The following is a 25,721-nucleotide window of genomic DNA, read 5'->3' as shown; positions in this document are numbered from 1 at the left end:
TTTTACCCGTTGTCGACTACAACCATGTTATCCGTGGGCTTCTTGTCGATCAGCTTGTGGTCAGGGTCGATTCCGGCGCGGCCCGGGCGGGCGGCGACGACGAAGACGATGCGCTGTGCATGGCCGGTGACCTTGCGCCGTTCGCGCGCCAAAGGGTTGCCGGCGCGGTCGTCGACGCCAAATTCGATGTAGTCGGCCAGCGGCAGGTCCTGTTCGACCGGCGCCCCGGCGCGCACCTTGGCCGCACTGGCGTGGAGCGTCACTTCGTACCTGCCATCGGCCAGCTGGCGCGCGCTGGCGCTGTCGGCGCGGTTCTCGTAGAGCACGATGTCCTCGAACAGGTCGTGCACCAGGTAGGCCTTGTCGGCCGGCGCCACCGCGCGCAGGGCCGCCGCCAGCGCCGCCATGTCGGGGGTGGGGCCGGCTTGCATGGCGAGCTTGCGCAGCACGCCGTTCACCCGCTCTTCGCCCAGCAGATCCTGCAGCAGGTAGAGCGCGATTCCGCCCTTGCTGCGGCGCAACCAGACCTCGTCCACGTAGTCGGCCAGCGGCCGTTCGCGGCTGGCCAGCGCACGGCCCATCAGGTAGGAGTGCAGGTCCTCGCGCAGGTAGCGCCGCATCGCGGACGCCCCGGCGCTGCGGCGCACCGCCATCAGCGCCGTGTATTCGGCCAGGCTGTCCGCCAGCAGGGCGCCGCCCGGCTGGCGCGCCCACCACTGGTGCGCGGTGCTCCAGGCAGCCGTGTAGAGCGGATAATCGATGCCGGCGTCCTTGCCGCTCGCCTTGCTGTCGGTGCGCGCGATGAAGGCGCCGTGTTCCGGCAGGGCGAGCATGCCCGGGAAGCCGTGCGGCCTGCCGCTCCGGCGCGGCGTCTCGACCAGGCGCAGGTCGTGCTGGCCGTAGGGCCCGAACTGGCCGGTGCCGTAGTCGAGGGCGGCGCTGGCCCCGCGCAGCAGCCGTTCGACATTCGCCTCGTGCCCGGGCGCGAAATAGGCGTCGATGGCGACGTCCTGCCAGCGCTCGTGGCGCACCGCATAGCGCGCCGAGGCGATCGCATAATCGTTCGGGATGGCGCCGTCGGAGCGGTAATGGAAGTAGCGCCGCTCATTGGCGATCCACTCGCGCTCGAGCGTGCCCGGCGCCACCGCCACCTGGTCGACGGCGGTGCCGACGATGGCGCTGAAGGCGATCTGCTGCGGCAGCGGGGCGGCCGGCGCCACGCGCGGCGGCAGGCCGTGGCGGCGGCGGTCACGCGCGTCGTCCAGCTCGACCGCGGCCTGGTAGCCGATGCGCGGCAGCGCCTCGTTCGTGAAGAAGCTGCCGTTCGTGGCCACCGGCGTGTCGCTGCCGATGCCGAGCAGGCCGCCCGGCGCGGCGCTGAGTTCGAACGCGAGCGCCAGGCGCGCGCCCGGCATCAGCGGGCGTGCCAGCCGATAGTGGAAGAAGCCGCGCTCGCGGTCGCTCGTGACCAGTGTCGCCGGCTCCGACAGGCGCGCCGCCAGGTCGGTGCCCGGCTCCTGGTACAGGATCACGTCGAGCAGCGGCGCCGCGCCGCGGTTCTGCAGCTGGTAGTGGCCCTGCACCGCCAGGGTGCGGCTGCGCGGGTGGAGGTCGACGCGCAGGTCGACCGTGGTGAGCGCCGGCTGCGGCAGCCGGGCGTAGCGCCGGTACAGGGTTTCGTAGGCGGCGCGGCGTGCCTCGGCGGCGTGTGTGGTGCGGTAGTTGCCCGCCACGTCCAGCTCGTACCAGAGCAGGGCGCCAGTGCCGGCGAAGATGAGCAGGCCGGCGCCGAAGGCGCCGAGGATCGGCAGCGTGAGGTTCTGGCGCGCCAGGCGCCAGCGGCTGCGCAGTTCGGCGTTCACGCCGCGCGGCCACAGCACCACGCTGGCCACCAGCAGGATCAGGGCCAGGCCGCCCCAGTACAGCGACAGCACCCGTTCGCGCAGCAGCTCGTAGCCGTAGCCGTTCATGCCCGAATAGTCGAGCGGCGGGAAGCCCGTGTAGGGCAGCAGCAGGTGGTCGAGGCCGCGTCCGCGCAGGGCGATGCCCGCCACGCCGAGCGCCGCCAGCACCGCATAGCCGAGGTATTTGCGGTTGCAGAACGCCTGCACCGCGATCGCCGGCACCGCCAGCAGCGCGTACTGCGGCAGCAAAATCGTGAACAGGGTGTGCAGGTACAGGCCCGGCTCGAGCGCGAAATAGCCGCGTACCAGCTGGCACAGCATCGCCGCGAGCATCGCCAGGAACAGCAGCAGCGCCTGCATCGCGACCAGCGCCAGGGTCTTCGAGAGCGGCGCCAGCCAGCCCGGCACCGGCAGCACGTCGAACAGCTGGCTGGTCCCCGCATCGCGCTCGCGCCATACGAGCTGGCTGGCGTAGAAGACCGTCACGATCACGATATACCACGAGAACACGTCGCGTACCAGTTCCAGCATCTGCCAGGTCACGGGATAGGTACGCGCGCCGTGCAGGCGGCCGATGTCGAAGCTGCCGACCGCGATCAGGGCCATGCCGGCCAGGGCGATCAGCGCGAAGGGCAGCGTGGCCACCGACTGGCGCAGGTGCAGCAGCGCTTCCCTGGCCAGCAGCACGACCAGGCTGCGGCGGGCGAAGTCCGGTTGCTCGCGCGTGTTGACCGCCGCCTGTGACAGGGTCGGCGCCGCCTCGCCCGGGCCGCGCGGGTCCAGGCTGCGCGACTCGAGCAAACCGACCAGGTGGAAGCGCCAGTAACCGAGCAGCAGCACGGCCAGGCCGAAGCCGCACCAGATCAGGCGGTTGGCCAGATACACGCCCTCGAGCAGGACCGGGCGCGCATTGCGTTCGGCGATCGGCCAGTATTCGGTCAGGCGCAGCAGCGCCGTGGTGGCGAAGGGATCGATCAGCGCGGCCAGGGTTTTATAGTCGAAGTCGCGCGCGATCGAGGGCGCGATCGTGTAGCCCACCATCAGCACGATGCTGGCGACATACACCGGCAGCATGCGCCGCGTGAGCGCCGCCAGCACGAAGAAGATCGCCCCGAAGATGAACAGGTTGGGCAAGAGCGTCAGCAGCCAGGGCAGCACATAGGTCAGCGGCCCGGCTGCGCCGACGCGGTCGGGGTCGATCCCCGGCAGCAGGCTGCCGAGCCAGGACCCGAGCGGAATCGCTGCAAACACGAAGGCGAGGATCGCCCAGGCGCCGAGGAAGCGCCCGAACACATAGGCGTATTTCGGGATCGGGGCGCTGAAGAAGAAATGGTGCATGCCGTGCTCGAAGTCCTGCTGCACGGCGCGCCCCATGAAGGCGGCGATCACGACCACGGCCGTACAGCCGAGGAAGGCGGTCGACAAGGCCACCTGGCGCGGGCCGTCGATCAGCACGCGCGAGCCGAAGGCGACCACGGTATCCTTGAACACGCCGCCGGCGGCGGCCGTCCACAATATCGCCAGGGCGAGGAAGGCGAAGAAGCAGACCCAGGTCGATACCTGCCTGAGGCGTCCGCGCAGCTCGAACCGGGCAATGGAAAGAAGCGCTGCCATCGATCAGCAGTTCCCGGCCTGGAAGTTGTGGCGGCCGGCGATGGTGGCGAAATAGACGTCCTCCAGGCTGGCATGGGCTTCCTCGAAACCCATGCCGGGGTCGCCCTCGGCATACACGTGGATCAGCGTGCGCCCGGCGCGCAGGCGCGTCGAGATCACCGTGTGCTGCTTCTGGAACAGCGGCAGGTCGGCCTTGTCGACGAAGCGCGCCCAGATGTTTTCTTCGATTCCCTCGATCAGGCGCGCCGGTTCGCCGCACAGCAGTACGTGGCCCTTGTTAATGATCGCCATGTTGGCGCACAGGTCGGCCACGTCCGAGACGATGTGGGTCGACAGCAGCACCGTCTTGTCGGCGCCGATGTCGGACAGCAGGTTGTGGAAGCGCACCCGCTCCTGCGGATCGAGGCCGGCGGTCGGCTCGTCGACGATGATCAGCTGCGGGTCCCCGATCAGGGCTTGCGCCACGCCGAAACGCTGGCGCATGCCGCCCGAGAAGGTGCCCAGCTTCTGGTGGCGCACCTCGAACAGATTCGTTTGCTGGAGCAGGCCGTCGACGACCTCGCGCCGCCGGTTGCGGTTCGCGATGCCTTTCAGCTGGGCGAAATGGTCGAGCAGCTCATAGGCGGTGACGCGCGGGTAGACCCCGAAATCCTGCGGCAGGTAGCCGAGCATGCGGCGCACCTCGTCCTTTTCGTCGAGGACGTCGATATCGTCCAGGAAGACCGAGCCGGCATCGCATTCCTGCAGTGTGGCGAGGATGCGCATCAGGGTCGACTTGCCGGCGCCGTTCGGCCCCAGCAGGCCGAACATCCCGGGCGGGATGTTCAGCGTGACCTTGTCCAGCGCCACCACGCCGTTGGCGTAGGTCTTGGACAAATTGCGGATGCGTAATTCCATGCGGACTCCAGATGAATACTTTGCAAAGCGGTCAGTTTCATTTCCGCCAAGCTTTTTTTGACGAATGCATTGTATGCCCTAATGGCTGACTCGGGCGGACCCGTGCGACGCACGGCGCACAGGGGCGGCCAGAGTGCAAAAAAGGCGGGGCAGGACGTGCTCGTTTAGCAGCGCGGCAAGCGGCAGGCACGGCGCATATAATGTGGTTTTCCCGCGACGAAGGACATCCTATGCGAGCCAACCCTTTCATCAGTCCACTCGACGACCTGATCGTCGGCTTCGACAAGGCGCTGCGCGTGGTCGGCGGCGTGGCGGCGGCCTCGCGCGCGAACCCGGCGGCGCATGCCGTCGACTGCGAACTCGACGAGCGCGAACAGCGCCATAGCGCCGGCCTGATGCGCGTGAACCATGTCGGCGAAGTCTGCGCCCAGGCGCTCTACGATTCGCAGGCGCGCCACGCGCAAAGTGCCGGCATGCGCGCCCAGTTCGAGCAGGCCGGCCGTGAAGAAGAGGACCACCTGGCCTGGACCGCGCAGCGCTTGGCCGAACTCGGCTCGCAGCCGAGCGTGCTCAACCCGCTCTGGTACGCGGGCGCCTACGCAATGGGAACCGTGGCCGCCAAGCTGGGCGACGCGCGCAGCCTGGGTTTCGTCGTCGAGACCGAGCGCCAGGTCGAAGCGCACCTGAACAGCCACCTCGAGCAGCTGCCGGCGGGGGACGCCAAGTCGCGCGCGATCGTCGAGCAGATGCGCCTCGATGAAGTCGCCCATGGCGATGCCGCCCAGGCCCTGGGCGCGGCGGAGATGCCGGTGCCGGTCAAGCTGATCATGCGCGCGATGTCGAAAGTGATGACGACGACGGCGTATTATTTGTAAGTCGTTGGTGCGTATCCCTGCGGCGCTGGCGTAACGTAGGGTGGGCTCCCGAGCCCACGCGTTCGTGCCGGTGCACGCCACACCGTCACCGGTATCCGCGCAATGCGCATACCGGCATGATGGCGCTGGCCGCGTCAGGCTTCGACAATCTCGATCGAATGCGTGATCTCCGCCATCGCCGCCAGCATGATCGAGGCCGAGCAGTACTTCTCGTGCGACAGTTTGACGGCGCGCTCGACGGCCGCCGGCTTCAGGTTCTTCCCCGTCACCACGAAGTGAAAATTGATCTTCGTGAAAATCTTCGGATCCGTCTCCGCCCGCTCGGCCTGCAGCGTGACGTCGCAGCCGATCACGTTCTCGCGCCCGCGCTTGAGGATCAATACCACGTCGTAGGCCGTGCAGCCGCCGGTGCCGACCAGCACCATCTCCATCGGCCGCGGCGCCAGGTTGTGGCCGCCGCCTTCCGGCGCACCGTCCATCGAGACCATGTGGCCCGATCCGGTCTGGGCGCGAAAACTCATGCCCGAGGGGCCGTTCCAGCTGACTTTGACTTCCATGTGGGTTTCTCCGCTATAAGGTGGCGGTCATTGTAAAACAGCCCACCGCGGCGTGCCGGGGTGGGCTGTTTTCCTCCCTGCCGGGACAGCTTCCTACACGGCCAGCACGTAGCGCTCGCTCTTCATGCGCCAGCCGGCGAAGGCGACGATGGCCAGCGCCGGCAGCGCCGCGCTGAAGAAGGTAAGCAGGAAGGGCAGCAGGCCGACCTCGACGCCCTTCGCCATTTCGCGCAGCAGGGTCTGGTTCGACAGCATCGGCACCGCATACATCCAGAGCGAGGTTTTCAGGTCCATCATCGAGACCACGACGCCGGGCACCATCGGCAGCAGCAGCACGATGCTGAGCGTGCTTTGCGCTTCCTTGAACGATTTCGCGTTCATCGCCAGGGCAATCTGGAGCGCGGCGGCCAGCAGCGCCAGCGGCAGGGAGACCAGGCAGACCAGCGCGATGTCGCCCCAGTTCAGGCTCCACGACATGCCCAGCTCTTCCAGCGGCAGCCAGGACAGCACCCCGTGCGCCAGCAGCAGTTCCAGGGTGAGGCCGGACACGGCGAGGAAGCCGGCCATCAGCCACTTGCCGGTGACGATCTCCCATGCGCGCGCCGGCTGGGCCATCAGCACTTCCATCGAACGCCGTTCGCGTTCGCCGGCGGTGCTGTCGATCGCGGCCGCCATGCCGCAGAAGAAAGCGGGGAAGAACAGCATGCTGAGCATCCCGCCGATCAGGCCGGCCGAGCGCGAGGCATTGGTGCCGGTGTCGTAGCGCTGCACCTGGATCGGCGCCAGCGTCGCCGGCGACACCCCGTGCGCCAGCAGGCGCGCGCTGGCCACGTTGGCGCCATAGGCTTCCAGCACGTCCTCGACTTCGCGCCGCTGCGCATTCTTCTCGGCGGCCGAGTCGTACCACAGCTCGATACGGGCAGGGCGCATTGCCGTGTAGTTGTCGGCGAATTTGTCGGACAGGCGCAGCACGCCCGCGACCTTGCCTTTCTGGAGCAGGTCCTGGATCGCCTGCTCTTCCATCGGCGGGGTGTCGCGCACCGTGATGTTCTTCTGCTTGAGCTGGGCCATCAGGGTCGGGGCCTTGCTCGAGCCGATGACCGCCAGTTCGATGCCCTCGCGCTCGGAACGGGTGGCGCGGTCGATCAGCTGCTGGATCAGGACGCCGAACATCACCGGATACATCAGCGTGAACAGCACCAGCAGGCCGACGGTGCGTTTTTCGCGCAGGGTTTCGCGCAGCTCTTTCAGGAAGATGATGAAAAATGGCGGCTTCATGCGGCAATCCCTTCTTCGCCGACCAGGCTGACGAATGCATCCTCGAGGTTTTCGATGCCGGTGCGCCGGCACAAGTCGCTTGGCGAGCCCTGCGCCACGGTATGGCCCTGTGCGATGACGATCACGTCGTCGCACAGGTGCGTCACTTCCTGCATCACGTGGGTGGCCATGATGACGCAGCAGCCGTCCTCGCGCAGCGCGATCAGGGCGCGCCGCAGCGCGCGCGTGCTCATCACGTCCAGGCCGCGGCTCGGTTCGTCGAGCAGCAGGTTGCGCGGGCGGTGCAGCAGGGTGCGCGCCAGCGCCACCTTGATCCGCTGGCCCTGCGAAAAGCCCTTGGTGCGGCGCTCGAGGATGTCGTCCATGGCCAGCAGTTCCGACACCTCCTCGATCCGCGTTTTCAGGGCCGCGCCGCCAATGCCGTTCAGCTCCCCGAAGTACTGCAGGTATTCGCGCGTCGAGAGGCGCTCGTAGAGGCCGAACTGGTCGGTGAGGAAGCCGATGTTGCGGCGTACCGCCAGCGGATCCCGTTCCGGATCGGCGCCGTCGATGGCGACCGTGCCCTGGTCGCGCTTGAGCAGGCCCACCAGGGTGCGCAGCAGCGTGGTCTTGCCGGCGCCGTTGGGGCCGAGCAGGGCGGTAATCTGGCCGTCGCGCGCACTGAAGCTGACGCCGCCGAGGGCCTTCACATCGCCGAATTGTTTACGTACGTCGTGCACTTCGATCATGGGGAGCTCGCTTCAGGGTTGCGGCCCGGCGCTGCCGAGCTGGAAGGTCGGGGGCGGGATCTCGGCCAGGCATGTCGCATCGAGCGCGGCGCCCGGCTTGTCGAGGAATTCGCGCAGCAGGCGCGGCGCGCATCCGAGCTGCGAGACGCCGTGGCCGGCATTGGCCACCACCAGGTGGCGCGCATTCTTCATGTAGCGCGCCGCGCTTTCGGCACGGCGCGGCGCCGTGACCGGGTCGAGCGCGCCCGACAGCAGCAGGGCCGGCGCCTCGATCGTGGTCGGCGCGGCATACGGCACGGCCGGCACCTTCATGTCCTTGCACATGGCCGGAATGCGGCCGGTCAAGGGGCGTGTGATGGCAGCGGCATCTTCCTTCATCAGCTCCGGCGTCATGCGCGGCACGTCCTCGGCGCAGACCACGGCCAGGTAGAGCAGGGCGGCGGTGCCGCCTTCGCCGGCGAAGTCGCCGCTGATGTTGTGGCGCGCGATGAAGGGCTCCCAGCGGCCCTGGTACGCGCTGTGGATCAGGAAGGGCAGGCGGCGCGCATCGGCCGGCGAATACAGGATGTTGTGGACGGTGCCGTTGAAGCGCTGCGCCGTCATGGTGAAGGTGACCGGTTGCGCGGTGCGCGGGTCGGCGACCGAGAGCTTGATGCCGGCCTCGGTGCGCGCGGCCAGGCTGTCGAATTCGGCGCGCAGGTTCGGATAGGCCTTGTTGCAGCCCGCGTCCTTGCGGCAGCCTTCGAACAGCTTGTCGAGCGCGGCCTGGGCATCGCGGCCGCCGGCCGGAATGACCTGGTCGGGCGCGGCTACGCCGTCGAGGATCAGCGAGCGCACGCTGGCCGGAAACGCGCGCGCATAGGCCTGGCCGAGGCGGGTGCCGTACGAGCCGCCGAACAGGTTGACCTTCGTGTAGCCGAGCGCGCGCCGCACTTCCTCGAGGTCGCGCGCGGCATTCGCGGTGTTGTAGAGCGCGAACGGCGTCTTGCTGGTGCTGACGCAGCGGCGCGCCTCGGCCTCGAGTTCGGCGTCGCTCATCGTTTCCTGTCCGGGCGGCTCCTTGCAATCGAGCTTGCCCGACAATCCCGTGCCGCGCTGGTCGATGAAGACGATGTCGCGCGTGGCGCGCACGCGCTTGAAGGCGGTCGAGAGCAGCATCAGCACTTCGCTGCCGGCCTGGCCGGGCCCGCCTGCGAGCACGAACAGCGGGTCGGCCTTGGCTCCCTCGCGAAACGCCGGTGCGACTGTGACGTGGATCTTCAGATCCTTCCTGGCGGGTTGCGCGTAGTCGAGCGGCACCGGGACCGCAAGGCAGCGCAGTGACCCTTCGGAGCCGGGCAGGTGGCAGGTGCGTGCTTCGGGCCTGGATCCCGTTGCCGCGGGACCGCCGGCCGCCGGCGCGCCGCTCGAGACCAGCAGCGCCAGCACGGCGGGCAGGATGGAACGTATTTTCACGAAGACTCCTCAGATAGTTGACTCATGGTAATTTGCTATCGTTTCTACGGTCAACAGATAGTTTCGCTAGGGAATGGTTGAGCCGAGTCTAGCCCGGTTCGCAAGGGATTGATTGTCGAATGTCATCACGCTGGCGAATTGGCGCCGTGCGAGGAGGCGTCGATGCGACAGGCTTCCTCGTGGTGTCTTGACTCATGTGGTCTGGTCGAAGTACAATCGTCGGCTTTCCATTTGCTCTGGAAAAGATAATAAGGATGAGTCCGCAGCGACAATTGCGGAACCGCCATTTGAGCAATTTACATATATTTAGGAAGTCAACATGAAAACTTTTTCCGCTAAGGGCCATGAAGTCCAGCGCGACTGGTTCGTGATTGACGCGACGGACTTGGTCCTCGGACGTGTTGCCAGCGAAGTGGCACTCCGACTGCGCGGCAAACACAAGCCAGAATTCACTCCGCACGTCGATACCGGTGACTACATCGTCGTCGTCAACGCAGGCAAACTGCGCGTGACCGGCACGAAAGCCACCAACAAGACGTACTACCGTCACTCGGGCTACCCGGGCGGTATCTACGAAACCAACTTCCTGAAAATGCAACAGCGCTTCCCGGGCCGTGCCCTGGAAAAGGCTGTCAAAGGCATGCTGCCGAAGGGCCCGCTGGGCTATGCAATGATCAAGAAGCTGAAAGTGTACGCGGAAGGCACCCACCCGCACGCAGCACAGCAACCACAAGCACTGACCCTCTAAGGAACTGACATGATCGGTAACTACAACTACGGCACCGGCCGTCGCAAGAGTGCAGTCGCTCGCGTGTTCATCAAAGCCGGCACCGGCCTGATCGTCGTGAACGGCAAGCCTGCGAACGAATACTTCTCGCGCGAAACCGGCCTGATGGTCATCCGTCAGCCGCTGGAACTGACCGGCAACGTCGAGCGTTTCGACATCAAGGTCAACGTGCACGGCGGTGGCGAATCGGGCCAGGCTGGCGCCGTCCGTCACGGCATCACCCGCGCACTGATCGACTACGACGCAGGCCTCAAGGGCGACCTGGCACGTGCCGGTTTCGTCACCCGTGACGCCCGTGAAGTCGAGCGTAAGAAAGTCGGCCTGCGTAAAGCACGTCGCGCCAAGCAGTTCTCGAAGCGTTAATCGTTTCAAGCAGTCTCCGGACTGCTTACTGCTGGACAAGAAGCCGCCTTCGGGCGGCTTTTTTTATGCCGCGCCCGCATGCGCTGCCCTGAAAGCGATCGACTGTTAAAATTGCAGCCTCATTGCACCATTCATATTTTCAAAGGAAAGAACATGATCAAAGTTGGCATCGTTGGCGGAACCGGTTACACGGGCGTGGAATTGCTGCGGCTGTTGGCGGCCCACCCCGGCGTGGAGCTGACCGCGATCACTTCGCGCAAGGAAGACGGCCTGCCGGTGGCCGACATGTTTCCGTCGCTGCGCGGCCGCGTCGATCTCGCCTTCTCGGCGCCCGACAAGGCCGATCTGACGCAATGCGACGTGGTGTTCTTCGCCACCCCGCACGGCGTGGCCATGGCGCAAGCTCCGGCCCTGCTGGCCGCCGGCGTGAAAGTCATCGATCTCGCCGCCGACTTCCGCCTGAAGGACCGCGCGTCCTTCGAGAAATGGTACAAGATCGAGCACACGGCGCCCGAGCTGATCGAGGAAGCCGTGTACGGCCTGCCGGAACTGAACCGCGAAGACATCAAAGGGGCGCGCCTGATCGCCAACCCGGGCTGCTACCCGACGACGATGCAGCTGGGCTTCGTACCGCTCCTGAAAGCCGGCCTGATCGACGCCGGCAACCTGATCGCCGATGCGAAATCGGGTGTCTCGGGCGCCGGCCGCAAGGCGGAAATTGGCACCCTGTTCTCGGAAGCGAGCGACAATTTCAAGGCCTACGGCGTCGCCGGCCACCGCCATACCCCGGAAACCTCGGCCCAGCTGCAGCGTTTTACGGGCGACAAGGTCGGCCTGATCTTCACCCCGCACCTGGTGCCGATGATCCGCGGCATGCACGCCACCCTGTACGCGCGCCTGACGAAGGAAGTCACCGATGAGCAGCTGCAGGCGCTGTTCGAGGAAACCTATGCCGATTCGCCTTTCGTCGACGTCATGCCTTTCGGCTCGCACCCGGAAACCCGCTCGACGCGCGGCTCGAACATGCTGCGCCTGGCGTTGCACCGTCCGGAGGGCGGCAACACCGTCGTCATCCTGGTGGTGCAGGACAACCTGGTGAAGGGCGCTTCCGGCCAGGCCGTACAGTGCATGAACCTGATGTTCGGCTTTGACGAGACGACCGGCTTGCAGCAGATCGCGCTGCTGCCCTAAGCTCGTTGCATAACTGAAGAGCATCCCTGTGGCGTTGCCGCCCTGCACTAGCTGACAAGAGCTAGATCAAGGCGGCAACTGATGAGATCGGTAAATTGACCGATGGGTTGATCGGTTTTTTCCGATCACAACATCTATCTCTCAGGGGTGCCACCATGTTCGGTCGCAATGCAAAAAGCGAAATTGACAGCCTGATCGGCATCGCTGCCCGGATCGAGGGCGACCTGTGCTTCAGCGGCGGCCTGCGCATCGACGGCGAAGTGCACGGCAACGTGATCGCCAGCGAAGGCGTGGACAGCGTGCTGATCGTTTCGGAGCACGCGCGCATCGAGGGTGAAGTACGCTGCGCCAACCTGGTCGTCAATGGATTCATCGCCGGATCGGTTTTTTCCACGGAACTACTTGAATTACAGCCGAAAGGCCGCATTCATGGTGATGTCCATTACAAGCTGCTCGAGATGCACGGCGGCGCCCTGGTTACCGGCAAGCTCACGCACCAGCCGGCGGGCGAGCCCGTGTTCCACCTGGCCGTGGCGGAGGCCTCTCAGGCATGACCGTCACGAACAGTCTATAATGGAATAAATTTGAATCCAATCAGGAGTTTATCCATGACTGCAGTGGCCGAAGTAGTAGACTTTGACACCATCCCGACCCCTATCGTCTTCACCGATAGCGCCGCTGAAAAAGTGGCGCAACTGATCGAGGAAGAGGGCAATCCCGACCTGAAACTGCGCGTCTTCGTGCAGGGTGGCGGCTGCTCGGGCTTCCAGTACGGCTTCACCTTCGACGAAATCGTCAACGAAGACGACACGACCATGGAGAAGAACGGCGTGCAGCTGCTGATCGACTCGATGAGCTACCAGTACCTCGTCGGCGCCGAAATCGACTACAAGGATGACCTGGAGGGCGCCCAGTTCGTCATCAAGAACCCGAACGCGACCAGCACCTGCGGCTGCGGTTCGTCGTTCTCGGCGTAAGTTTTACGCTAACCCGGCCTGGCCGGGTGTCGTTATCAGATCCGGGCAATGCCCGGATTTGTTTTTTGCGCCTTGGGCTGTGGGTGGCACGCTTTTGTAGGGTGGGCTCCGCCCACGCGGGCTATCACCTGCACAGACGCGACTTTATACGCGCGAGCGCCATATCGCATGCAAGGTGGCGCTGCGCGTGTAAAGCCGCAGCCGTGCAAAGGATGACGCGCGTGGGCGGAGCCCACCCTGCCACTGCGATTGCTCTACCTGCATCTAGGCAGGATACAGTGCGCCTAAAATTCGCAGCCCCTTCGCCCCCGTCACCGCCGGCATGTTGCCCGGCTGGCGCTCATTGAACCGATAGCCCAGCCAGGCGAACGCCAGCGCCTCGACCCGGTTCGGCGCGATGCCGAGTTCTGCCGTCGATTCCACCAGCACATGGCCGCCGAGAGCGGCCGCCAGCATGCGCAGCAGCGTGCCGTTGTAGGCGCCGCCGCCGCAGACATAGACGGCGTCGACGCGCACGTTCTCGGCCAGGATGGCGTTGGCGATTGTCTGCGCGGTCAGGGCGGTCAGGCTCGCCTGCACGTCGGCCGCGGGGAGGCTCGAGAAGCCCGCCAGGTGCGCATCCAGCCATTCCATGTGGAAAAGGTCGCGCCCCGTGCTCTTCGGTGCCGGCTGGTGGAAATACGGTTCTTCCAGCAAGGTCGCGAGCAGGGCGGCGTCCACCGTCCCGCTCGCGCCCCAGGCCCCACCCTCGTCGTATTCCTTGCCTTGATGGCGCCCGATCCAGCCGTCCATCAGCACATTGCCCGGCCCGGTGTCGTAGCCGGTGACGCGGCCGTCTTCGTGCAGCATGCTGATGTTGCCGATGCCGCCGATATTCACGACCACGCGCGTCGTCCCCGGCTTGCCGAAGGCCGCCGCGTGAAACGCCGGCACCAGCGGCGCACCCTGGCCGCCGGCCGCGATGTCGCGGCTGCGGAAGTCGGCAATGACGTCGATGCCCGTCAGTTCGGCCAGCAGCGAGGGATTATTTGTCTGGCGCGTAAAACCGAGTTCGGGCCGGTGGCGCACGGTCTGGCCGTGCACGGCAACGGCGGCAACCCGTCCGGGCGCGTGCGTCTTCAAGGCCTCGACGCACTCGGCATAAGCCTGCGCCAGCCCGTTGGCGGCGATCGCCTCGCGCTCGATCTCGTTCTGTCCGTTTGCCTGCAAGGCCATCAGCTCGGCGCGCAGGGTGGCCGGGAAGGGGACAAACGCGGCCTCGAGGGTGCGGATGCTGCCGTCGGCGAAATCGGCCAGCACGCCGTCGACCCCGTCCAGGCTGGTGCCCGACATCAGGCCAATATAAAGGGAAGAGGAGGAATTGTTCGTCATCATGTGCCCATCATAATCGAGACCCACGTAAAAACGCCTTCCGTGCCATGAAGCAGGGAAGGCGTTTTACGAAGATGCGTGAGGCGCTTAGCGGGCAGCCATGGCGTTGCCGCCCGGGGTCAGCAGCGAGAAGCGGTGGTTCATTTCCGCGGCAGCCATCCGGAAGCGGGCCAGTTCGCCCTTGCTCAGGGGAGCGGCCATCAGGTCTTTCAGCGTGCTCGGATCGCGTGCGACATCGGCGACGCGGAATTCGTAGTGCAGGTGCGCGCCGGTCGACCAGCCGGTCGAGCCGACGAAGCCGATGACCTGGCCTTGCGTGACCTTGGCGCCCTTGCGCAGGCCGTTGATGCGGCTCATGTGGGCGTAGGCGGTGCTGTAGTTCGACCAGTGCTTCAGGACGACCATGTTGCCGTAGCCGTTAGATACACCGGCGAAGTCGACAGTGCCGTCGCCGGCGGCGCGGATTGGGGTGCCGGTCGGGGCTGCGAAATCGATGCCCTTGTGTGCTTTCCACTCGCCCGAGATCGGGTGCACGCGGTTGGCGAAGCCCGACGAGACGCGGGTGAATTCGAGCGGCGACTTGAGGAAGGCTTTTTTCAGCGACTTGCCGTCCAGGCTGTAGTAGCCGCCCTGCCGGGTGACCGGGTCTTCGAACCACACGGCCTGGTAGCTGGCGCCGCGGTTGATGAATTCGCCTGCCAGGATGCGGCCGGTTTTGACCAGTTCGCCGTCGAGCCAGAAGGTTTCGTAGACAACATTGAAACGGTCGCCGCGCTTCAGGTCGCCGCGGAAGTCGATGTTGGTCGAGAACATCTTGATGATTTCGCCGACCACCGAATCCGGAATCGAGCCGCCGTCGACGTTCGCGTCGGTGGCCGCGTAGAGCGAGGAATTGGTGATTTCGCGCGAACGCATTTCGACGCGGCGCTCGAGCTTGGCAGGGGCTTCGCTTGCCTTGAAACTGTCGCCATGGCGGACGATGGTGAGCGTGGTCGGCTCGCTGTTCTTGTCGGTCAGGGTGGCGCGCAGCGACAGCAGTTCGCCGTTCTCGTCGGTCTCGGCCTGCAGGCGCTTGCCGTTTTTCAAGGACAGGAGGCGGCGGGCGAGTTTATCGGAACGGATGAAGTTCTGGGCCTGCGCATCGTTCACGCCAAGGCGGCCGAGCATGGTGCCGATAGAATCACCCGAACGCACGCGCTCTTCGTGGATGAATTGCTGCTCGTCCTGTTGCAGGGCGCTGATCTGGTCGGCGAGATTTGGCAGGGCCAGGTGTTCGGAGACGGACACGACCTGGACGTTGCTGTCGTCCTGGGTGATCGGAGCGGTCGCAACAGCGCCAAACGCGCACAGTGCGAGAGCAAGGGCGCCGGCGCCGACGATACGAGTTTTACGGCTCGTATTGGCCAGGCTCAACAGGCTTTTGCGGGTGAATTTATGTATTGGGTTCATGCAATCAGTTAAAATTTACCGCTTGAACTTAGGACCGCTATTTTTCTTGTTGTTTTAAAAAGTTTTCTTGCAGCAAGATTGATGGGATCGAGCATTGTACCAAAATATGCGCTCCTACAACCGTTTTAGCCAAACTCCTACAAAGAATTTATGACAGACTCCGCGTCTTGTAGTAATAACAACTCCGCTTCCGCCACCGCTGTGCCCCTGTCCGACAAGGTCCAGGAAGCGCTCGCCATCACCAAGCGCGGCGTCGACGAACTGCTGATCGAAAGCGAATTCGTGCAGAAGCTGGTGCGCTCGGAAAAGACCGGCACGCCGCTCCGTATCAAGCTGGGCCTGGACCCGACCGCCCCCGACCTGCACCTGGGCCATACCGTGGTGCTGAACAAGCTGCGCCAGCTCCAGAACCTGGGCCACCAGGTGATTTTCCTGATTGGCGACTTCACCTCGATGATTGGCGATCCGTCGGGCCGTAACGTCACGCGCCCGCCGCTCACCCGCGAGCAGGTCGAGGAAAACGCCATGACCTATTTCCGTCAGGCTTCCCTCGTGCTCGACGCCGAGCGCACCGAAATGCGCTACAACTCCGAGTGGTGCGACCCCCTCGGCGCGCGCGGCATGATTCAATTGGCCTCGCGCTACACCGTCGCCCGCATGATGGAACGCGACGACTTCACCAAGCGCTACAAGAGTGGGACTCCGATTGCCGTCCATGAGTTCCTGTATCCCTTGATGCAGGGCTACGATTCGGTCGCTTTGAAGTCAGACCTTGAGCTAGGTGGAACAGACCAGAAATTTAATTTGCTGGTTGGACGCGAACTCCAGAAGGACTATGGGCAAGAGCCACAGTGCATCCTGACCATGCCGCTGCTCGAAGGCCTGGACGGCGTCGAGAAAATGTCCAAGTCGAAGAACAATTACATCGGCATCACCGAAGCGCCGAATACGATGTTCGCCAAGCTGATGAGCATTTCGGACGTGATGATGTGGCGCTATTTCGAGCTGCTGTCCTTCCGCTCGCTGGACGACATCGCCGCCCTGAAGGCTGCCGTCGAGGGCGGCGCCAACCCGCGCGACGCCAAAGTGGCGCTGGGCAAGGAGATCGTCGCCCGCTTCCATTCGGCCCAGGCGGCCGAGGATGCGCTGGCCGACTTCGTCAACCGCTCGAAGGGCGGCATCCCCGACGACGTGCCGGAAGTCGCCGTCTCGGGCGCGCCGCTGGGCGTGGCGCAGCTGCTGAAGGCGGCCGGCCTGTGCGCCTCGACCTCGGAAGCCATGCGCATGGTCGACCAGGGCGGCGTGCGCATCGACGGCAATGTCGTCAGCGACAAGAATCTGAAAGTCGACGCCGGCCAGTTCGTGATGCAGGTGGGCAAGCGCAAGTTCGCGCGAGTCAGCTTTACGGCATGATCGGGCTGCTGCAACGCGTCAGCCACGCCAGCGTCGTGGTCGAGGGCGCGACGGTCGGCGCCATCGATGCCGGCCTGATGGTGCTGGTCTGCGCCGAGAAGGGCGATACCGAGCGCGAAGCGGACGCCCTGCTGGCCAAATTGCTGGGCTACCGGGTGTTTTCCGACGAGGCCGGCAAAATGAACCGCAGCGTCACCGATACCGAAGGCGCACTGCTGCTCGTGCCGCAGTTCACGCTGGCGGCCGATACCCGCTCCGGCACCCGTCCTTCGTTTTCGCCGGCGGCCAGCCCCGACGACGGGCGTCGCCTGTTCGATTATTTCGTGCGCCAGGCGCGGCAGCGCCATGGCAAAGTGGAGACCGGTCAATTCGGCGCAGACATGAAAGTGAGCCTGACGAACGACGGTCCGGTGACCATCTGGCTGCGTGTTGATCCGGTCGTTGTTTCGCGTTGAAACCCCGGTAGCAGCGCACGGTCAATACAACATACAAGGAGGTTCAGTGGGGGAGTCGAAGATGAACATCTGGAGCGATTCATTTACTGAAGGCGGCATGATTCCGCCGGAGTGCGCGTTCGCGGTCATCGATCCGCAAGCGCACGTACGCTTGTCGAACAATCGCAATCCCCACCTGGCCTGGGACGGCGTGCCGGCTGGTACCCAGTCGCTGGCGATCCTGTGCGTCGATGGCGATGCGCCGACCGACGGCACCGACGTCAACAAGGAAGGGAAGGTCGTGCCGGAGTCGCTCAAGCGCGCCGATTTCCATCACTGGGCGCTGGTCGACATCCCGCCGAGCCTGAAGGCGATCGAAGAGGGCCAGTTCTCCGACATGATCACGCCGGGCGGCAAGAGCGGCCCGAACGTCCCTTTCCTCGTCAAGAACGGCACCGAGCACCAGCTGCGCCAGGGCGTCAACGACTACACCAGCTGGTTCGCGTCGGATCCGGCCATGGCCGGCGAATACTTCGGCTACGACGGCCCGTGCCCGCCATGGAACGACGAGCGCGTTCACACCTATGTGTTTACAATCTATGCGCTCGACATCGCCGAATTTCCGCTCGAGGGCAGTTTTACCTGTGCCGAGGCAAGGGCGGCGCTGAGTGGCCACATTCTCGACGAAGCGCAGATCTACGGCGTCTATTCGCTCAATCCTGAGGTCGCAGCGACGCTTTCTACCTGATCATTTCACCTCGCCCGGCTTTCCGGGCGCATTCTGGACCGCATGCATAACGACACCCCTACCCGGATCGTGCTGATCCGTCATGGCGAAACCGCCTGGAACGCCGAACGCCGCCTGCAGGGCCACCTCGACATCGACCTGAACGAAGAAGGGCAGCGCCAGGCGCGCGCCCTGGCGGCCAGCCTGGCCAACGAACATTTCGACGTCCTCGTCTCGAGCGACCTGGCGCGTGCCAGCCAGACCGCCAAGGCCCTCGGCGACGTCATTGGCTTGCCCCTCTATATAGATGGGCGCCTGCGCGAGCGCTGCTATGGCGGCTTCGAGGGCTTGCTGTACGCCGACATCGCCGAACGCTTCCCCAAGGAATTCGCAGCCTGGCAGGGGCGCGACGTCGATGCCCAGCTGCCGCCGGGGCAGAACCGGGGCGAATCCTTCCGCGAGTTCTATGACCGGGTAATCGGCGCCGTGCTCGGCTGGGCAGAGGACAATCCAGGTAAATCGCTGGCGATCGTCGCCCACGGCGGCGTGCTCGAATGCATTTATCGGGCTGCACTCGGCCTGTCGCTGGAAACGCCGCGCGATTTCAAGGTCCTCAATGCCAGCGTCAACCGGTTTACGGTGCAGGGCGGCAAGCTGGAGCTGGTCAGCTGGGGCGAGGTCGCCCATTTGCAGCCGGCCGTTCTCGACGATATCTAATTGTAGGGTGGGCTCTTGAGCCCACGCGGTGATACGTACGGGCTTCGATGTCGTGCTCGACGATCTCGGCGTAGCGTATCACCGCGTGGGCACAAGTGCCCACCCTACGTCAAGCTCATGTCTGCCGGGTAAGCCCTAAAGCATTCCTTTTCCCTTTGTCCACACCGAATTCTCCGGTGCGCGACAGTTTCGAAAAAATATTGCCCGTAAATTGAGCAGTAGTTCAGGTAAAATAGCGGGTTCCCGTCCATTCTTATCCTGTTCCCGCTGTGCAAATCGGCCCTTATACACTGCGCAATAACGTCTTCGTCGCCCCGATGGCCGGCGTGACCGACCGTCCGTTCCGCCAGCTGTGCAAGCAGCTGGGAGCAGGCTATGCCGTGTCCGAGATGGCGGCGTCGAATCCGAGATTGTGGGCCAGCGAAAAGACCAGCCGCCGCACCGATCACGAAGGCGAGATGGAGCCGAAGGCGGTGCAAATCGCCGGCGCCGACCCGCAGGACCTGGCCGATTGCGCCCGCCACAACGTCGAACGCGGCGCCCAGATCATCGACATCAACATGGGCTGCCCCGTCAAAAAGGTCTGCAACAGCTGGTGCGGTTCCGCCTTGCTGCAGCACGAAGACCTGGTCGAGCGCATCCTGCACGCCGTGGTGGACGCCGTGGACGTGCCGGTAACCCTGAAATTCCGTACCGGCTGGGACCGCCAGAACAAGAACGCATTGCGCATCGCCCGCATGGCCGAGCAGGCCGGCATTCAGATGCTGACCCTGCACGGCCGTACGCGCGCCGACGGCTACAAGGGAGATGCGGAATACGACACCATCCGCGCCGTGAAAGCGGCAGTCGGGATTCCGGTAGTCGCGAACGGCGACATCACGACCCCGGAAAAGGCGAAATTTGTGCTCGACTACACGAGTGCGGACGCCGTCATGATCGGCCGCGCGGCCCAGGGCCGTCCCTGGATCTGCCGCGAAATCGACCATTACTTGCGTACTGGCGAGCATCTGCCGGCGCCGCTGGTGGAAGAAGTGCGGGCCCTGATGAACGAACACCTGCCGGCCCATTACGCCTTCTACGGCGACTACATCGGCGTGCGCAGCGCGCGCAAGCACATCGGCTGGTATGTCGAGGACTTGCCGGGCGGCGAGGAATTCCGCCAGCGGATGAACCTGCTGGAGTCGACGGCCGAGCAACTGGCGGCAGTCGATAATTTTTTCGAATCGCAACTTCGTCATGGCGACCGGTTACAATACCGGCCCGCGTTGCCTGTCGTAGATGCAATCGCGGCATAAAAGTAAAAAAACTACAAGAACGATTTGGGGACACTGCCGACACAATCGGCGGAGCAATCACTAACCAGGATGAAGCAGCAGACATGAGCAAAGAGAGTATCCAGGAAGTTGTCCAGAAGAGCCTAGAGGACTATTTCAATGACCTGGGCGAGCAAAAGCCGACGAACATCTACGACATGATGGTCATGACCGTGGAAAAGCCGATCCTCGAAGTGGTGATGACGCGCGCCGACGGCAACCAGTCGCACGCGGCCCAGATGCTGGGCATCAACCGCAATACCTTGCGCAAGAAACTGCAAGAGCACGGACTGCTCTAAGCATTCACCGGCACGCGTGGCCGCGTGGGCGCGGCCAGGAAGGCGCGCCGGAATTCCGACCAGAATTCTCATCAACCAGTGGCCACCCCATGATCAAACAAGCTCTCATTTCCGTCTCCGACAAGACCGGCGTGCTCGACTTTGCGCGCGCCCTGTCCGCGCTCGGCGTGAACATCCTGTCCACCGGCGGCACGGCCAAGTTACTTCAGGAAAACGGCGTACCGGTCACCGAAGTGGCCGACTACACGGGCTTTCCGGAAATGCTCGACGGCCGCGTCAAGACCCTGCACCCGAAAGTGCACGGCGGCATCCTCGCGCGCCGCGATTTTCCTGAGCACGTGTCCAAGCTGCAAGAGCACGGCATTCCGGAAATCGACATGGTCGTGGTCAACCTGTACCCCTTCCAGGCGACCGTCGCCAAGGATGACTGCTCGCTGGAAGACGCGATCGAGAACATCGACATCGGCGGCCCGACCATGCTGCGCTCGGCGGCCAAGAACCACCGCGACGTGGTCGTGATCTGCGACCCGAGCGACTACGGCGTCGTGCTGGCCGAAATGAAAGGGACCGGAGAAGTTGCCGGCGCCGTCAGCTACGACACCAAGTTCCGCCTCGCCAAAAAAGTCTTTTCGCACACCGCGCAGTACGATGGCGCCATCACGAACTATTTGACCAGCCTGGGCGAAGACAAGCAGCACGCGACGCGCGCTCAGTATCCGCAGACCATCAATATGGCCTTCGAGAAGGTGCAGGACATGCGCTATGGCGAAAACCCGCACCAGGGCGCCGCCTTCTACCGCGACATCGCCCCTGTCGACGGCGCGCTCGCCAACTACCGCCAGCTGCAGGGCAAGGAACTGTCGTACAACAACATCGCCGACGCCGATGCCGCCTGGGAATGCGTGAAGTCGCTCGGCGGTTTCCAGCATCCGGCCGGCTGCGTGATCGTCAAGCACGCCAATCCATGCGGCGTGGCGATCGGCGCCGATGCCCTGGACGCCTACACCCGTGCCCTGCAGACCGATCCGACTTCGGCCTTTGGCGGCATCATCGCCTTCAACGTCGAAGTCGACGGCCGTGCCGCTGAAGCGCTGGCGAAACTCTTCGTCGAAGTGCTGATCGCACCGTCCTTCACCGCCGAGGCACGCCAGATCATGGCGGCCAAGCAGAACGTTCGCTTGCTGGAAATTTCCTTGGGCAATGGCCAGAACCCGTACGACGTCAAACGCGTGGGCGGCGGCTTGCTGGTGCAGGCGCCGGATGCGAAGAATGTCGGTATCGGCGACCTGCGCGTGGTGTCGAAGAAGCAGCCGACCCAGCAGCAGTTGCAGGACCTGATGTTCGCCTGGCGCGTCGCGAAATTCGTGAAATCGAACGCGATCGTCTTCTGCGGCAACGGCATGACGCTGGGTGTCGGGGCAGGGCAGATGAGCCGTATCGATTCGGCGCGTATCGCGTCGATCAAGGCGCAGAACGCCGGGCTGTCGCTGGCCGGTTCGGCTGTGGCCTCGGACGCCTTCTTCCCGTTCCGCGACGGCCTCGATGTCGTGGTCGATGCGGGTGCGACTTGCGTGATTCATCCAGGCGGCTCGATGCGCGACCAGGAAGTGATCGACGCGGCGGATGAGCGTGGTGTCGTGATGCTGTACACGGGTACCCGCCACTTCCGTCATTGATTCGTAGGGTGGGCAGGTCTCCTGCCCACGCGTTCAACACACGTGCGCCCAACGGTTGCATAAACATCAGCCACCTGTGTTTTTACACAGTATTTTTCCCACGAACGTTGCTGGCCGGTATAACATTCGATAATGATTATCCTCGGCATCGACCCAGGCCTGCGCACCACCGGCTTTGGGCTTATTGAAAAACACGGCAGCAAACTGCGCTATATCGCCTCGGGCACCATCAAGACCGGCCTGGAGGGCGCGCTGCCGCCACGCCTGAAGATCATCCTCGATGGCGTGCGCGAAGTCGTCACCACCTATGGCCCGCAATGCGCGGCCATCGAAAAAGTGTTTGTGAACGTCAACCCGCAATCCACGCTGCTGCTCGGCCAGGCCCGTGGCGCAGCCATCAGCGCGCTGGTCGGCTTCGACCTCGACGTGGCGGAATACTCGCCAACCCAGATCAAGCAATCCGTCGTCGGCAGCGGCAAGGCGGCCAAGCCGCAGGTGCAGGACATGGTTGCGCGTCTCTTGAAGCTGCCGGGCCTGCCCGGCAGCGACGCGGCCGATGCCCTCGGCGTCGCGATCTGCCATGCGCACACCTACGACACGCTGGCGCTGCTCAACGTGCTCAGCCCGCAGAAGGCCACGCTGCGCATGAAAAACGGTCGTCTCGTTTAACCAGAAAAAAAAGGTCAACCATGATTGGTCGCATTTCCGGAACGCTGCTGGAAAAAAATCCGCCGCAACTGCTGGTGGACTGCCAGGGTGTCGGCTATGAAGTCGACGTGCCGATGAGCACCTTCTATAACCTGCCGCACACCGGCGAGAAGGTGGTGCTGTTCACCCACCTGGCGATCCGCGAGGATGCGCACCTGCTGTTCGGCTTCGGCAGCGCCAGCGAGCGCGCGCTGTTTCGCCAGCTGATCAAGATCACCGGCGTCGGTGCCCGTACCGCGCTGGCGATTTTATCGGGCATGACGGTGGCCGACCTGTCGCAGGCCGTCACGCTGCAGGAAGCAGGGCGCCTCGTGAAAATTCCCGGCATCGGCAAGAAGACCGCCGAGCGCCTGCTGTTGGAACTGAAAGGCAAGATCGGCGCCGACCTCGGCACTGTCGGTGGCGCACCGCGCGACGATACCCAGTCCGACGTGCTCAACGCGCTGCTGGCTTTGGGGTATTCTGACAAGGAAGCGCTGCTGGCGACCAAGAACCTGCCGGCGGGCTCGACCGTGTCCGACGGCATCAAGTTCGCGCTGAAGGCGCTATCCAAAGCCTGAGCGCAGCAACACGAGATCAGATCATGAGCATCCAGACCGACAATTTCACCGAGCAGCGGGTCATCGACGCCGCGCCGGCCTCGCCCAACGAGGAGGCGATCGAGCGCGCCTTGCGCCCGAAGCAGCTCGACGAATACGTCGGCCAGGAAAAGATCCGCGACCAGCTCGAGATCTTCATTTCCGCCGCGCGCAAGCGGCGCGAAGCGCTCGACCACACGCTGCTCTTCGGTCCTCCAGGCCTCGGCAAAACCACGCTGGCCCACATCATCGCGCGCGAGATGGGCGTCAACCTGCGCCAGACTTCCGGTCCGGTCCTGGAGCGCCCGGGCGACCTGGCGGCGATTCTGACCAATCTCGAACCGAACGACGTCCTGTTCATCGACGAGATCCACCGCCTCTCGCCGGTGGTCGAGGAGATCCTGTACCCGGCGCTCGAGGACTACCAGATCGACATCGTGATCGGCGAAGGCCCGGCCGCGCGTTCCGTCAAACTCGACTTGCAGCCGTTCACGCTGGTCGGCGCCACCACGCGCGCCGGCATGCTGACCAATCCGCTGCGCGACCGCTTCGGCATCGTCGCCCGCCTCGAGTTTTATAACGTCGCCGAGCTGACCAAGATCGTCACCCGCAGCGCGGCGCTGCTGGAAGCGCCGATCAAGGAAGACGGCGCGCGCGAAGTGGCCATGCGCGCGCGCGGCACCCCGCGTATCGCCAACCGCCTGCTGCGCCGCGTGCGCGATTACGCGGAAGTGAAGGGCACCGGCGAGATCACGATGGAGATGGCGGACCGCGCCCTCAAAATGCTCGACGTCGACTCGGTCGGCTTCGACGTCATGGACCGCAAGCTGCTGGAAGCGGTGCTGTTCAAATTCGGCGGCGGACCGGTCGGCATCGGCAACCTGGCGGCGGCCATCGGCGAAGCGGCCGACACCATCGAGGACGTGCTCGAACCCTACCTGATCCAGCAGGGCTATCTGCAGCGCACCCCGCGCGGACGCATCGCGACGCCGGCGGCGTATCAGCACTTCGGCGTCGCGGCACCGCGCATCAGCCCCACGGGCGACCTGTGGGACAACCTGCGTTGAGTACCGGATCGATGCAGATCTGGGTCGACGCCGACGCCTGCCCCGCCGTCATCAAGGACATCCTGTACCGGGTTGCCGAGCGCACGCAGATCCAGGTGACGCTGGTGGCGAACCAGCTGCTGCGCGTGCCCGGCTCGAAATTCATCCGCTCGGTGCAGGTGCCGAGCGGCGCCGACGTCGCCGATGCCGAGATCGTCGAACGCCTCGCTCCGGGCGACCTGGTCGTCACCGGCGACATCCCGCTCGCGGCGCTGGTGCTGGAGAAGGGCGGCTTCGCGCTGAACCCGCGCGGCGATTTCTATACGAAGGACACCATCGCCCAGCAGCTCACCATGCGCGCCTTCATGGAAGAACTCAGAAGCGGCGGCGTCGACACCGGCGGCCCGGCCGCCTTCAGCCAGTCCGACCGCCAGCAGTTCGCGAATTCCCTCGACCGGCACCTGGCGCGGCATCGTCCCAAAGCAAGCTAAGCCGCCCATGCCGCCGAGCGTGGCGACATGGAAATTGCTGATCTGCCATGATCCTCCGGACTTTCAAGAGGAGCAGGCGCGTGTGGTGGCAACAAAGCTGGATGACGATACAGCAGGAATTTTCCGATCTGGGCGACGTCGATTCGATCACCCGGCTGGTGGTGCGCATGCTGGTTGCGATCGTGCTGGGCGGCATCCTCGGCTATGAACGCGAATCGGTCGGCGCCTCGGCCGGCCTGCGCACCCACATGCTGGTCTCGCTCGGCTCGGCCCTGTTCGTGCTCATTCCCCTGCAGGCGGGCATGCCGATCGAAGACCTGTCGCGCGTGCTGCAGGGCGTCACGGCCGGCATCGGCTTCCTCGGCGCCGGCGCCATCCTCAAGCAGAGCAACCGCAACGATATCCGCGGCCTCACCACGGCCGCCAGCGTCTGGCTGACCGCCGCCATCGGCATTGCCGCCGGCATGGGACGGGAAGCGACGGCCGTGCTGAGTGCGCTGTTCGCGCTCATCATTCTGGCCATCCTGCGCCGCTCGCCCAAGGAGTGATCTGCCGTTCGGAACGCTTGCAGTTTCGTGCCAGCAAGCGCGCGCCACGTCCGTCCTCGTTTGCTAGGATGCCGCTGATAAGGTCGATCCAGCGAGGCGCGCATGGCAGGGAGCGGCAACTCGGATCCGCGGGCGAACGCCTATCTGGCGGCGCGTGTGGACGATGCCTTGAAGATGTTGAAAACGGATGGCATGTCGCCCGCGCTGGAATTCATGCAGCTGGTCGGGGTGCCGCGGACGGTCGCGCTGCGCGTGCTGTGCTCGCCCGCTCAGCAGCGGTCGCGCGACCGCCGCAAAAGTCCGCGTTAACACCCTCCTTGGTACC

27 protein-coding genes are annotated in these 25,721 nt (G+C 64.7%); 19 read left to right on the top strand and 8 right to left on the bottom strand.

All coding sequences use genetic code 11. The annotated features are described in order from the left end of the window. Window positions 1–2 precede the first annotated feature (2 nt). Both LPB04_RS02135 and LPB04_RS02130 read right to left on the bottom strand, forming a co-directional pair. On the bottom strand, window positions 3–3,518 hold the full coding sequence (locus LPB04_RS02135) for an ABC transporter permease (RefSeq protein ID WP_193687167.1): 3,516 nt from the start codon (window positions 3,516–3,518) through the stop codon (window positions 3–5). A gap of 3 nt (window positions 3,519–3,521) precedes the next feature. Continuing rightward, window positions 3,522–4,415 (bottom strand): ABC transporter ATP-binding protein, encoded by an 894-nt coding sequence (locus tag LPB04_RS02130; RefSeq protein ID WP_193687166.1) that lies wholly within the window; start codon window positions 4,413–4,415, stop codon window positions 3,522–3,524. Window positions 4,416–4,645: 230 nt separating this feature from the next. On the opposite strand from LPB04_RS02130, the gene coq7 reads away from it, so the two are divergent. Beyond that, window positions 4,646–5,290 carry a 2-polyprenyl-3-methyl-6-methoxy-1,4-benzoquinone monooxygenase gene (gene coq7, locus LPB04_RS02125; RefSeq protein ID WP_193687165.1) on the top strand — a complete coding sequence of 215 codons (645 nt, stop codon included), beginning with the start codon at window positions 4,646–4,648 and terminating at the stop codon, window positions 5,288–5,290. Window positions 5,291–5,424: 134 nt separating this feature from the next. Here coq7 and LPB04_RS02120 read toward each other — a convergent pair whose 3' ends face one another. The 4 genes from LPB04_RS02120 to LPB04_RS02105 all read right to left on the bottom strand — a co-directional run bounded on the left by LPB04_RS02120 (window position 5,425) and on the right by LPB04_RS02105 (window position 9,308). Next, a complete protein-coding gene (locus LPB04_RS02120; RefSeq protein ID WP_193687164.1) occupies window positions 5,425–5,847 on the bottom strand; it encodes an OsmC family protein in 423 nt (140 codons plus the stop codon). A gap of 93 nt (window positions 5,848–5,940) precedes the next feature. Then, entirely contained in the window at window positions 5,941–7,125 is a 1,185-nt protein-coding gene (locus LPB04_RS02115; protein ID WP_193687163.1) for an ABC transporter permease, read from the bottom strand. Next, window positions 7,122–7,853: an ABC transporter ATP-binding protein gene (locus tag LPB04_RS02110; RefSeq protein WP_193687162.1), complete on the bottom strand. Its 732-nt coding sequence runs from the start codon at window positions 7,851–7,853 to the stop codon at window positions 7,122–7,124. The genes LPB04_RS02115 and LPB04_RS02110 overlap by 4 nt, the downstream gene beginning before the upstream one ends. A 12-nt stretch (window positions 7,854–7,865) precedes the next feature. Further along, window positions 7,866–9,308, bottom strand: a complete 1,443-nt coding sequence (locus LPB04_RS02105; RefSeq protein WP_193687161.1) for an alpha/beta hydrolase — start codon at window positions 9,306–9,308, stop codon at window positions 7,866–7,868. A gap of 319 nt (window positions 9,309–9,627) precedes the next feature. On the opposite strand from LPB04_RS02105, the gene rplM reads away from it, so the two are divergent. The 5 genes from rplM to erpA all read left to right on the top strand — a co-directional run bounded on the left by rplM (window position 9,628) and on the right by erpA (window position 12,626). Then, complete coding sequence (rplM, locus tag LPB04_RS02100) at window positions 9,628–10,056, top strand: 50S ribosomal protein L13 (RefSeq protein WP_056338863.1); 429 nt, start codon at window positions 9,628–9,630, stop codon at window positions 10,054–10,056. A gap of 9 nt (window positions 10,057–10,065) precedes the next feature. Next, entirely contained in the window at window positions 10,066–10,458 is a 393-nt protein-coding gene (rpsI, locus tag LPB04_RS02095) for a 30S ribosomal protein S9 (RefSeq protein WP_027865814.1), read from the top strand. A gap of 153 nt (window positions 10,459–10,611) precedes the next feature. Beyond that, window positions 10,612–11,649 carry an N-acetyl-gamma-glutamyl-phosphate reductase gene (argC, locus tag LPB04_RS02090; RefSeq protein WP_193687160.1) on the top strand — a complete coding sequence of 346 codons (1,038 nt, stop codon included), beginning with the start codon at window positions 10,612–10,614 and terminating at the stop codon, window positions 11,647–11,649. A gap of 155 nt (window positions 11,650–11,804) precedes the next feature. Then, on the top strand, window positions 11,805–12,203 hold the full coding sequence (locus LPB04_RS02085; protein ID WP_193688831.1) for a bactofilin family protein: 399 nt from the start codon (window positions 11,805–11,807) through the stop codon (window positions 12,201–12,203). A 54-nt stretch (window positions 12,204–12,257) separates the two neighbouring features. Beyond that, window positions 12,258–12,626 (top strand): iron-sulfur cluster insertion protein ErpA, encoded by a 369-nt coding sequence (gene erpA, locus LPB04_RS02080; RefSeq protein ID WP_136220584.1) that lies wholly within the window; start codon window positions 12,258–12,260, stop codon window positions 12,624–12,626. Window positions 12,627–12,890: 264 nt separating this feature from the next. On the opposite strand, the gene LPB04_RS02075 is transcribed toward erpA, so the two are convergent. Both LPB04_RS02075 and LPB04_RS02070 read right to left on the bottom strand, forming a co-directional pair. Then, window positions 12,891–14,000, bottom strand: a complete 1,110-nt coding sequence (locus tag LPB04_RS02075) for an anhydro-N-acetylmuramic acid kinase (RefSeq protein ID WP_193687159.1) — start codon at window positions 13,998–14,000, stop codon at window positions 12,891–12,893. A gap of 84 nt (window positions 14,001–14,084) precedes the next feature. Then, window positions 14,085–15,446 carry a peptidoglycan DD-metalloendopeptidase family protein gene (locus tag LPB04_RS02070; RefSeq protein ID WP_193687158.1) on the bottom strand — a complete coding sequence of 454 codons (1,362 nt, stop codon included), beginning with the start codon at window positions 15,444–15,446 and terminating at the stop codon, window positions 14,085–14,087. A 150-nt stretch (window positions 15,447–15,596) separates the two neighbouring features. Here LPB04_RS02070 and tyrS point away from each other — a divergent pair, with 150 nt between their 5' ends. From tyrS to LPB04_RS02005, 13 genes are all read left to right on the top strand, one after another. After that, window positions 15,597–16,859 carry a tyrosine--tRNA ligase gene (gene tyrS, locus LPB04_RS02065; RefSeq protein ID WP_193687157.1) on the top strand — a complete coding sequence of 421 codons (1,263 nt, stop codon included), beginning with the start codon at window positions 15,597–15,599 and terminating at the stop codon, window positions 16,857–16,859. Then, window positions 16,856–17,314 (top strand): D-aminoacyl-tRNA deacylase, encoded by a 459-nt coding sequence (gene dtd, locus LPB04_RS02060; protein ID WP_193687156.1) that lies wholly within the window; start codon window positions 16,856–16,858, stop codon window positions 17,312–17,314. The genes tyrS and dtd overlap by 4 nt, the downstream gene beginning before the upstream one ends. 61 nt (window positions 17,315–17,375) lie before the next feature. Then, a complete protein-coding gene (locus LPB04_RS02055) occupies window positions 17,376–18,041 on the top strand; it encodes a YbhB/YbcL family Raf kinase inhibitor-like protein (RefSeq protein WP_193687155.1) in 666 nt (221 codons plus the stop codon). Between the two features lie 42 nt (window positions 18,042–18,083). Continuing rightward, window positions 18,084–18,737, top strand: a complete 654-nt coding sequence (locus LPB04_RS02050; RefSeq protein WP_193687154.1) for a histidine phosphatase family protein — start codon at window positions 18,084–18,086, stop codon at window positions 18,735–18,737. A gap of 269 nt (window positions 18,738–19,006) precedes the next feature. After that, window positions 19,007–20,032: a tRNA dihydrouridine synthase DusB gene (dusB, locus tag LPB04_RS02045; RefSeq protein WP_193687153.1), complete on the top strand. Its 1,026-nt coding sequence runs from the start codon at window positions 19,007–19,009 to the stop codon at window positions 20,030–20,032. A gap of 83 nt (window positions 20,033–20,115) precedes the next feature. Beyond that, entirely contained in the window at window positions 20,116–20,349 is a 234-nt protein-coding gene (locus tag LPB04_RS02040; RefSeq protein ID WP_056338842.1) for a helix-turn-helix domain-containing protein, read from the top strand. Window positions 20,350–20,438: 89 nt separating this feature from the next. Next, on the top strand, window positions 20,439–22,025 hold the full coding sequence (gene purH, locus LPB04_RS02035) for a bifunctional phosphoribosylaminoimidazolecarboxamide formyltransferase/IMP cyclohydrolase (protein WP_193687152.1): 1,587 nt from the start codon (window positions 20,439–20,441) through the stop codon (window positions 22,023–22,025). 132 nt (window positions 22,026–22,157) lie between these two features. Next, window positions 22,158–22,694: a crossover junction endodeoxyribonuclease RuvC gene (gene ruvC / locus LPB04_RS02030; RefSeq protein WP_193687151.1), complete on the top strand. Its 537-nt coding sequence runs from the start codon at window positions 22,158–22,160 to the stop codon at window positions 22,692–22,694. A 20-nt stretch (window positions 22,695–22,714) separates the two neighbouring features. Beyond that, window positions 22,715–23,293, top strand: a complete 579-nt coding sequence (gene ruvA, locus LPB04_RS02025) for a Holliday junction branch migration protein RuvA (protein ID WP_193687150.1) — start codon at window positions 22,715–22,717, stop codon at window positions 23,291–23,293. A gap of 23 nt (window positions 23,294–23,316) precedes the next feature. Beyond that, window positions 23,317–24,378, top strand: a complete 1,062-nt coding sequence (gene ruvB / locus LPB04_RS02020) for a Holliday junction branch migration DNA helicase RuvB (protein WP_193687149.1) — start codon at window positions 23,317–23,319, stop codon at window positions 24,376–24,378. 11 nt (window positions 24,379–24,389) lie between these two features. Then, complete coding sequence (locus LPB04_RS02015; protein WP_193688830.1) at window positions 24,390–24,848, top strand: YaiI/YqxD family protein; 459 nt, start codon at window positions 24,390–24,392, stop codon at window positions 24,846–24,848. A 47-nt stretch (window positions 24,849–24,895) separates the two neighbouring features. Further along, on the top strand, window positions 24,896–25,396 hold the full coding sequence (locus tag LPB04_RS02010; RefSeq protein ID WP_307727319.1) for an MgtC/SapB family protein: 501 nt from the start codon (window positions 24,896–24,898) through the stop codon (window positions 25,394–25,396). A 102-nt stretch (window positions 25,397–25,498) separates the two neighbouring features. Then, complete coding sequence (locus LPB04_RS02005; RefSeq protein WP_193687148.1) at window positions 25,499–25,705, top strand: hypothetical protein; 207 nt, start codon at window positions 25,499–25,501, stop codon at window positions 25,703–25,705. Window positions 25,706–25,721 lie beyond the last annotated feature (16 nt).

Origin of the sequence: Massilia litorea, from assembly GCF_015101885.1 — a bacterium.
Classification (GTDB): Bacteria; Pseudomonadota; Gammaproteobacteria; order Burkholderiales; family Burkholderiaceae_D; genus Telluria; species Telluria litorea.
Note: the sequence above shows the minus strand (reverse complement) of the source record. Positions and strands in the feature narration are given on the sequence as shown.

Excerpts from the sequence above, each read along its gene's own strand:
- ruvC (WP_193687151.1), top strand. The coding sequence starts at position 22,158 with ATGATTATCCTCGGCATCGACCCAGGCCTGCGCACCACCGGCTTTGGG.
- purH (WP_193687152.1), top strand. The coding sequence starts at position 20,439 with ATGATCAAACAAGCTCTCATTTCCGTCTCCGACAAGACCGGCGTGCTC.
- LPB04_RS02110 (WP_193687162.1), bottom strand. The coding sequence starts at position 7,853 with ATGATCGAAGTGCACGACGTACGTAAACAATTCGGCGATGTGAAGGCC.
- argC (WP_193687160.1), top strand. The coding sequence starts at position 10,612 with ATGATCAAAGTTGGCATCGTTGGCGGAACCGGTTACACGGGCGTGGAA.
- LPB04_RS02135 (WP_193687167.1), bottom strand. The coding sequence starts at position 3,518 with ATGGCAGCGCTTCTTTCCATTGCCCGGTTCGAGCTGCGCGGACGCCTC.
- rpsI (WP_027865814.1), top strand. The coding sequence starts at position 10,066 with ATGATCGGTAACTACAACTACGGCACCGGCCGTCGCAAGAGTGCAGTC.
- LPB04_RS02015 (WP_193688830.1), top strand. The coding sequence starts at position 24,390 with ATGCAGATCTGGGTCGACGCCGACGCCTGCCCCGCCGTCATCAAGGAC.
- LPB04_RS02130 (WP_193687166.1), bottom strand. The coding sequence starts at position 4,415 with ATGGAATTACGCATCCGCAATTTGTCCAAGACCTACGCCAACGGCGTG.
- LPB04_RS02040 (WP_056338842.1), top strand. The coding sequence starts at position 20,116 with ATGAGCAAAGAGAGTATCCAGGAAGTTGTCCAGAAGAGCCTAGAGGAC.
- erpA (WP_136220584.1), top strand. The coding sequence starts at position 12,258 with ATGACTGCAGTGGCCGAAGTAGTAGACTTTGACACCATCCCGACCCCT.
- coq7 (WP_193687165.1), top strand. The coding sequence starts at position 4,646 with ATGCGAGCCAACCCTTTCATCAGTCCACTCGACGACCTGATCGTCGGC.
- LPB04_RS02010 (WP_307727319.1), top strand. The coding sequence starts at position 24,896 with ATGATCCTCCGGACTTTCAAGAGGAGCAGGCGCGTGTGGTGGCAACAA.
- LPB04_RS02115 (WP_193687163.1), bottom strand. The coding sequence starts at position 7,125 with ATGAAGCCGCCATTTTTCATCATCTTCCTGAAAGAGCTGCGCGAAACC.
- LPB04_RS02050 (WP_193687154.1), top strand. The coding sequence starts at position 18,084 with ATGCATAACGACACCCCTACCCGGATCGTGCTGATCCGTCATGGCGAA.
- LPB04_RS02005 (WP_193687148.1), top strand. The coding sequence starts at position 25,499 with ATGGCAGGGAGCGGCAACTCGGATCCGCGGGCGAACGCCTATCTGGCG.
- LPB04_RS02085 (WP_193688831.1), top strand. The coding sequence starts at position 11,805 with ATGTTCGGTCGCAATGCAAAAAGCGAAATTGACAGCCTGATCGGCATC.
- LPB04_RS02070 (WP_193687158.1), bottom strand. The coding sequence starts at position 15,446 with ATGAACCCAATACATAAATTCACCCGCAAAAGCCTGTTGAGCCTGGCC.
- ruvA (WP_193687150.1), top strand. The coding sequence starts at position 22,715 with ATGATTGGTCGCATTTCCGGAACGCTGCTGGAAAAAAATCCGCCGCAA.
- tyrS (WP_193687157.1), top strand. The coding sequence starts at position 15,597 with ATGACAGACTCCGCGTCTTGTAGTAATAACAACTCCGCTTCCGCCACC.
- LPB04_RS02120 (WP_193687164.1), bottom strand. The coding sequence starts at position 5,847 with ATGGAAGTCAAAGTCAGCTGGAACGGCCCCTCGGGCATGAGTTTTCGC.
- ruvB (WP_193687149.1), top strand. The coding sequence starts at position 23,317 with ATGAGCATCCAGACCGACAATTTCACCGAGCAGCGGGTCATCGACGCC.
- LPB04_RS02055 (WP_193687155.1), top strand. The coding sequence starts at position 17,376 with ATGAACATCTGGAGCGATTCATTTACTGAAGGCGGCATGATTCCGCCG.
- LPB04_RS02075 (WP_193687159.1), bottom strand. The coding sequence starts at position 14,000 with ATGATGACGAACAATTCCTCCTCTTCCCTTTATATTGGCCTGATGTCG.
- dtd (WP_193687156.1), top strand. The coding sequence starts at position 16,856 with ATGATCGGGCTGCTGCAACGCGTCAGCCACGCCAGCGTCGTGGTCGAG.
- rplM (WP_056338863.1), top strand. The coding sequence starts at position 9,628 with ATGAAAACTTTTTCCGCTAAGGGCCATGAAGTCCAGCGCGACTGGTTC.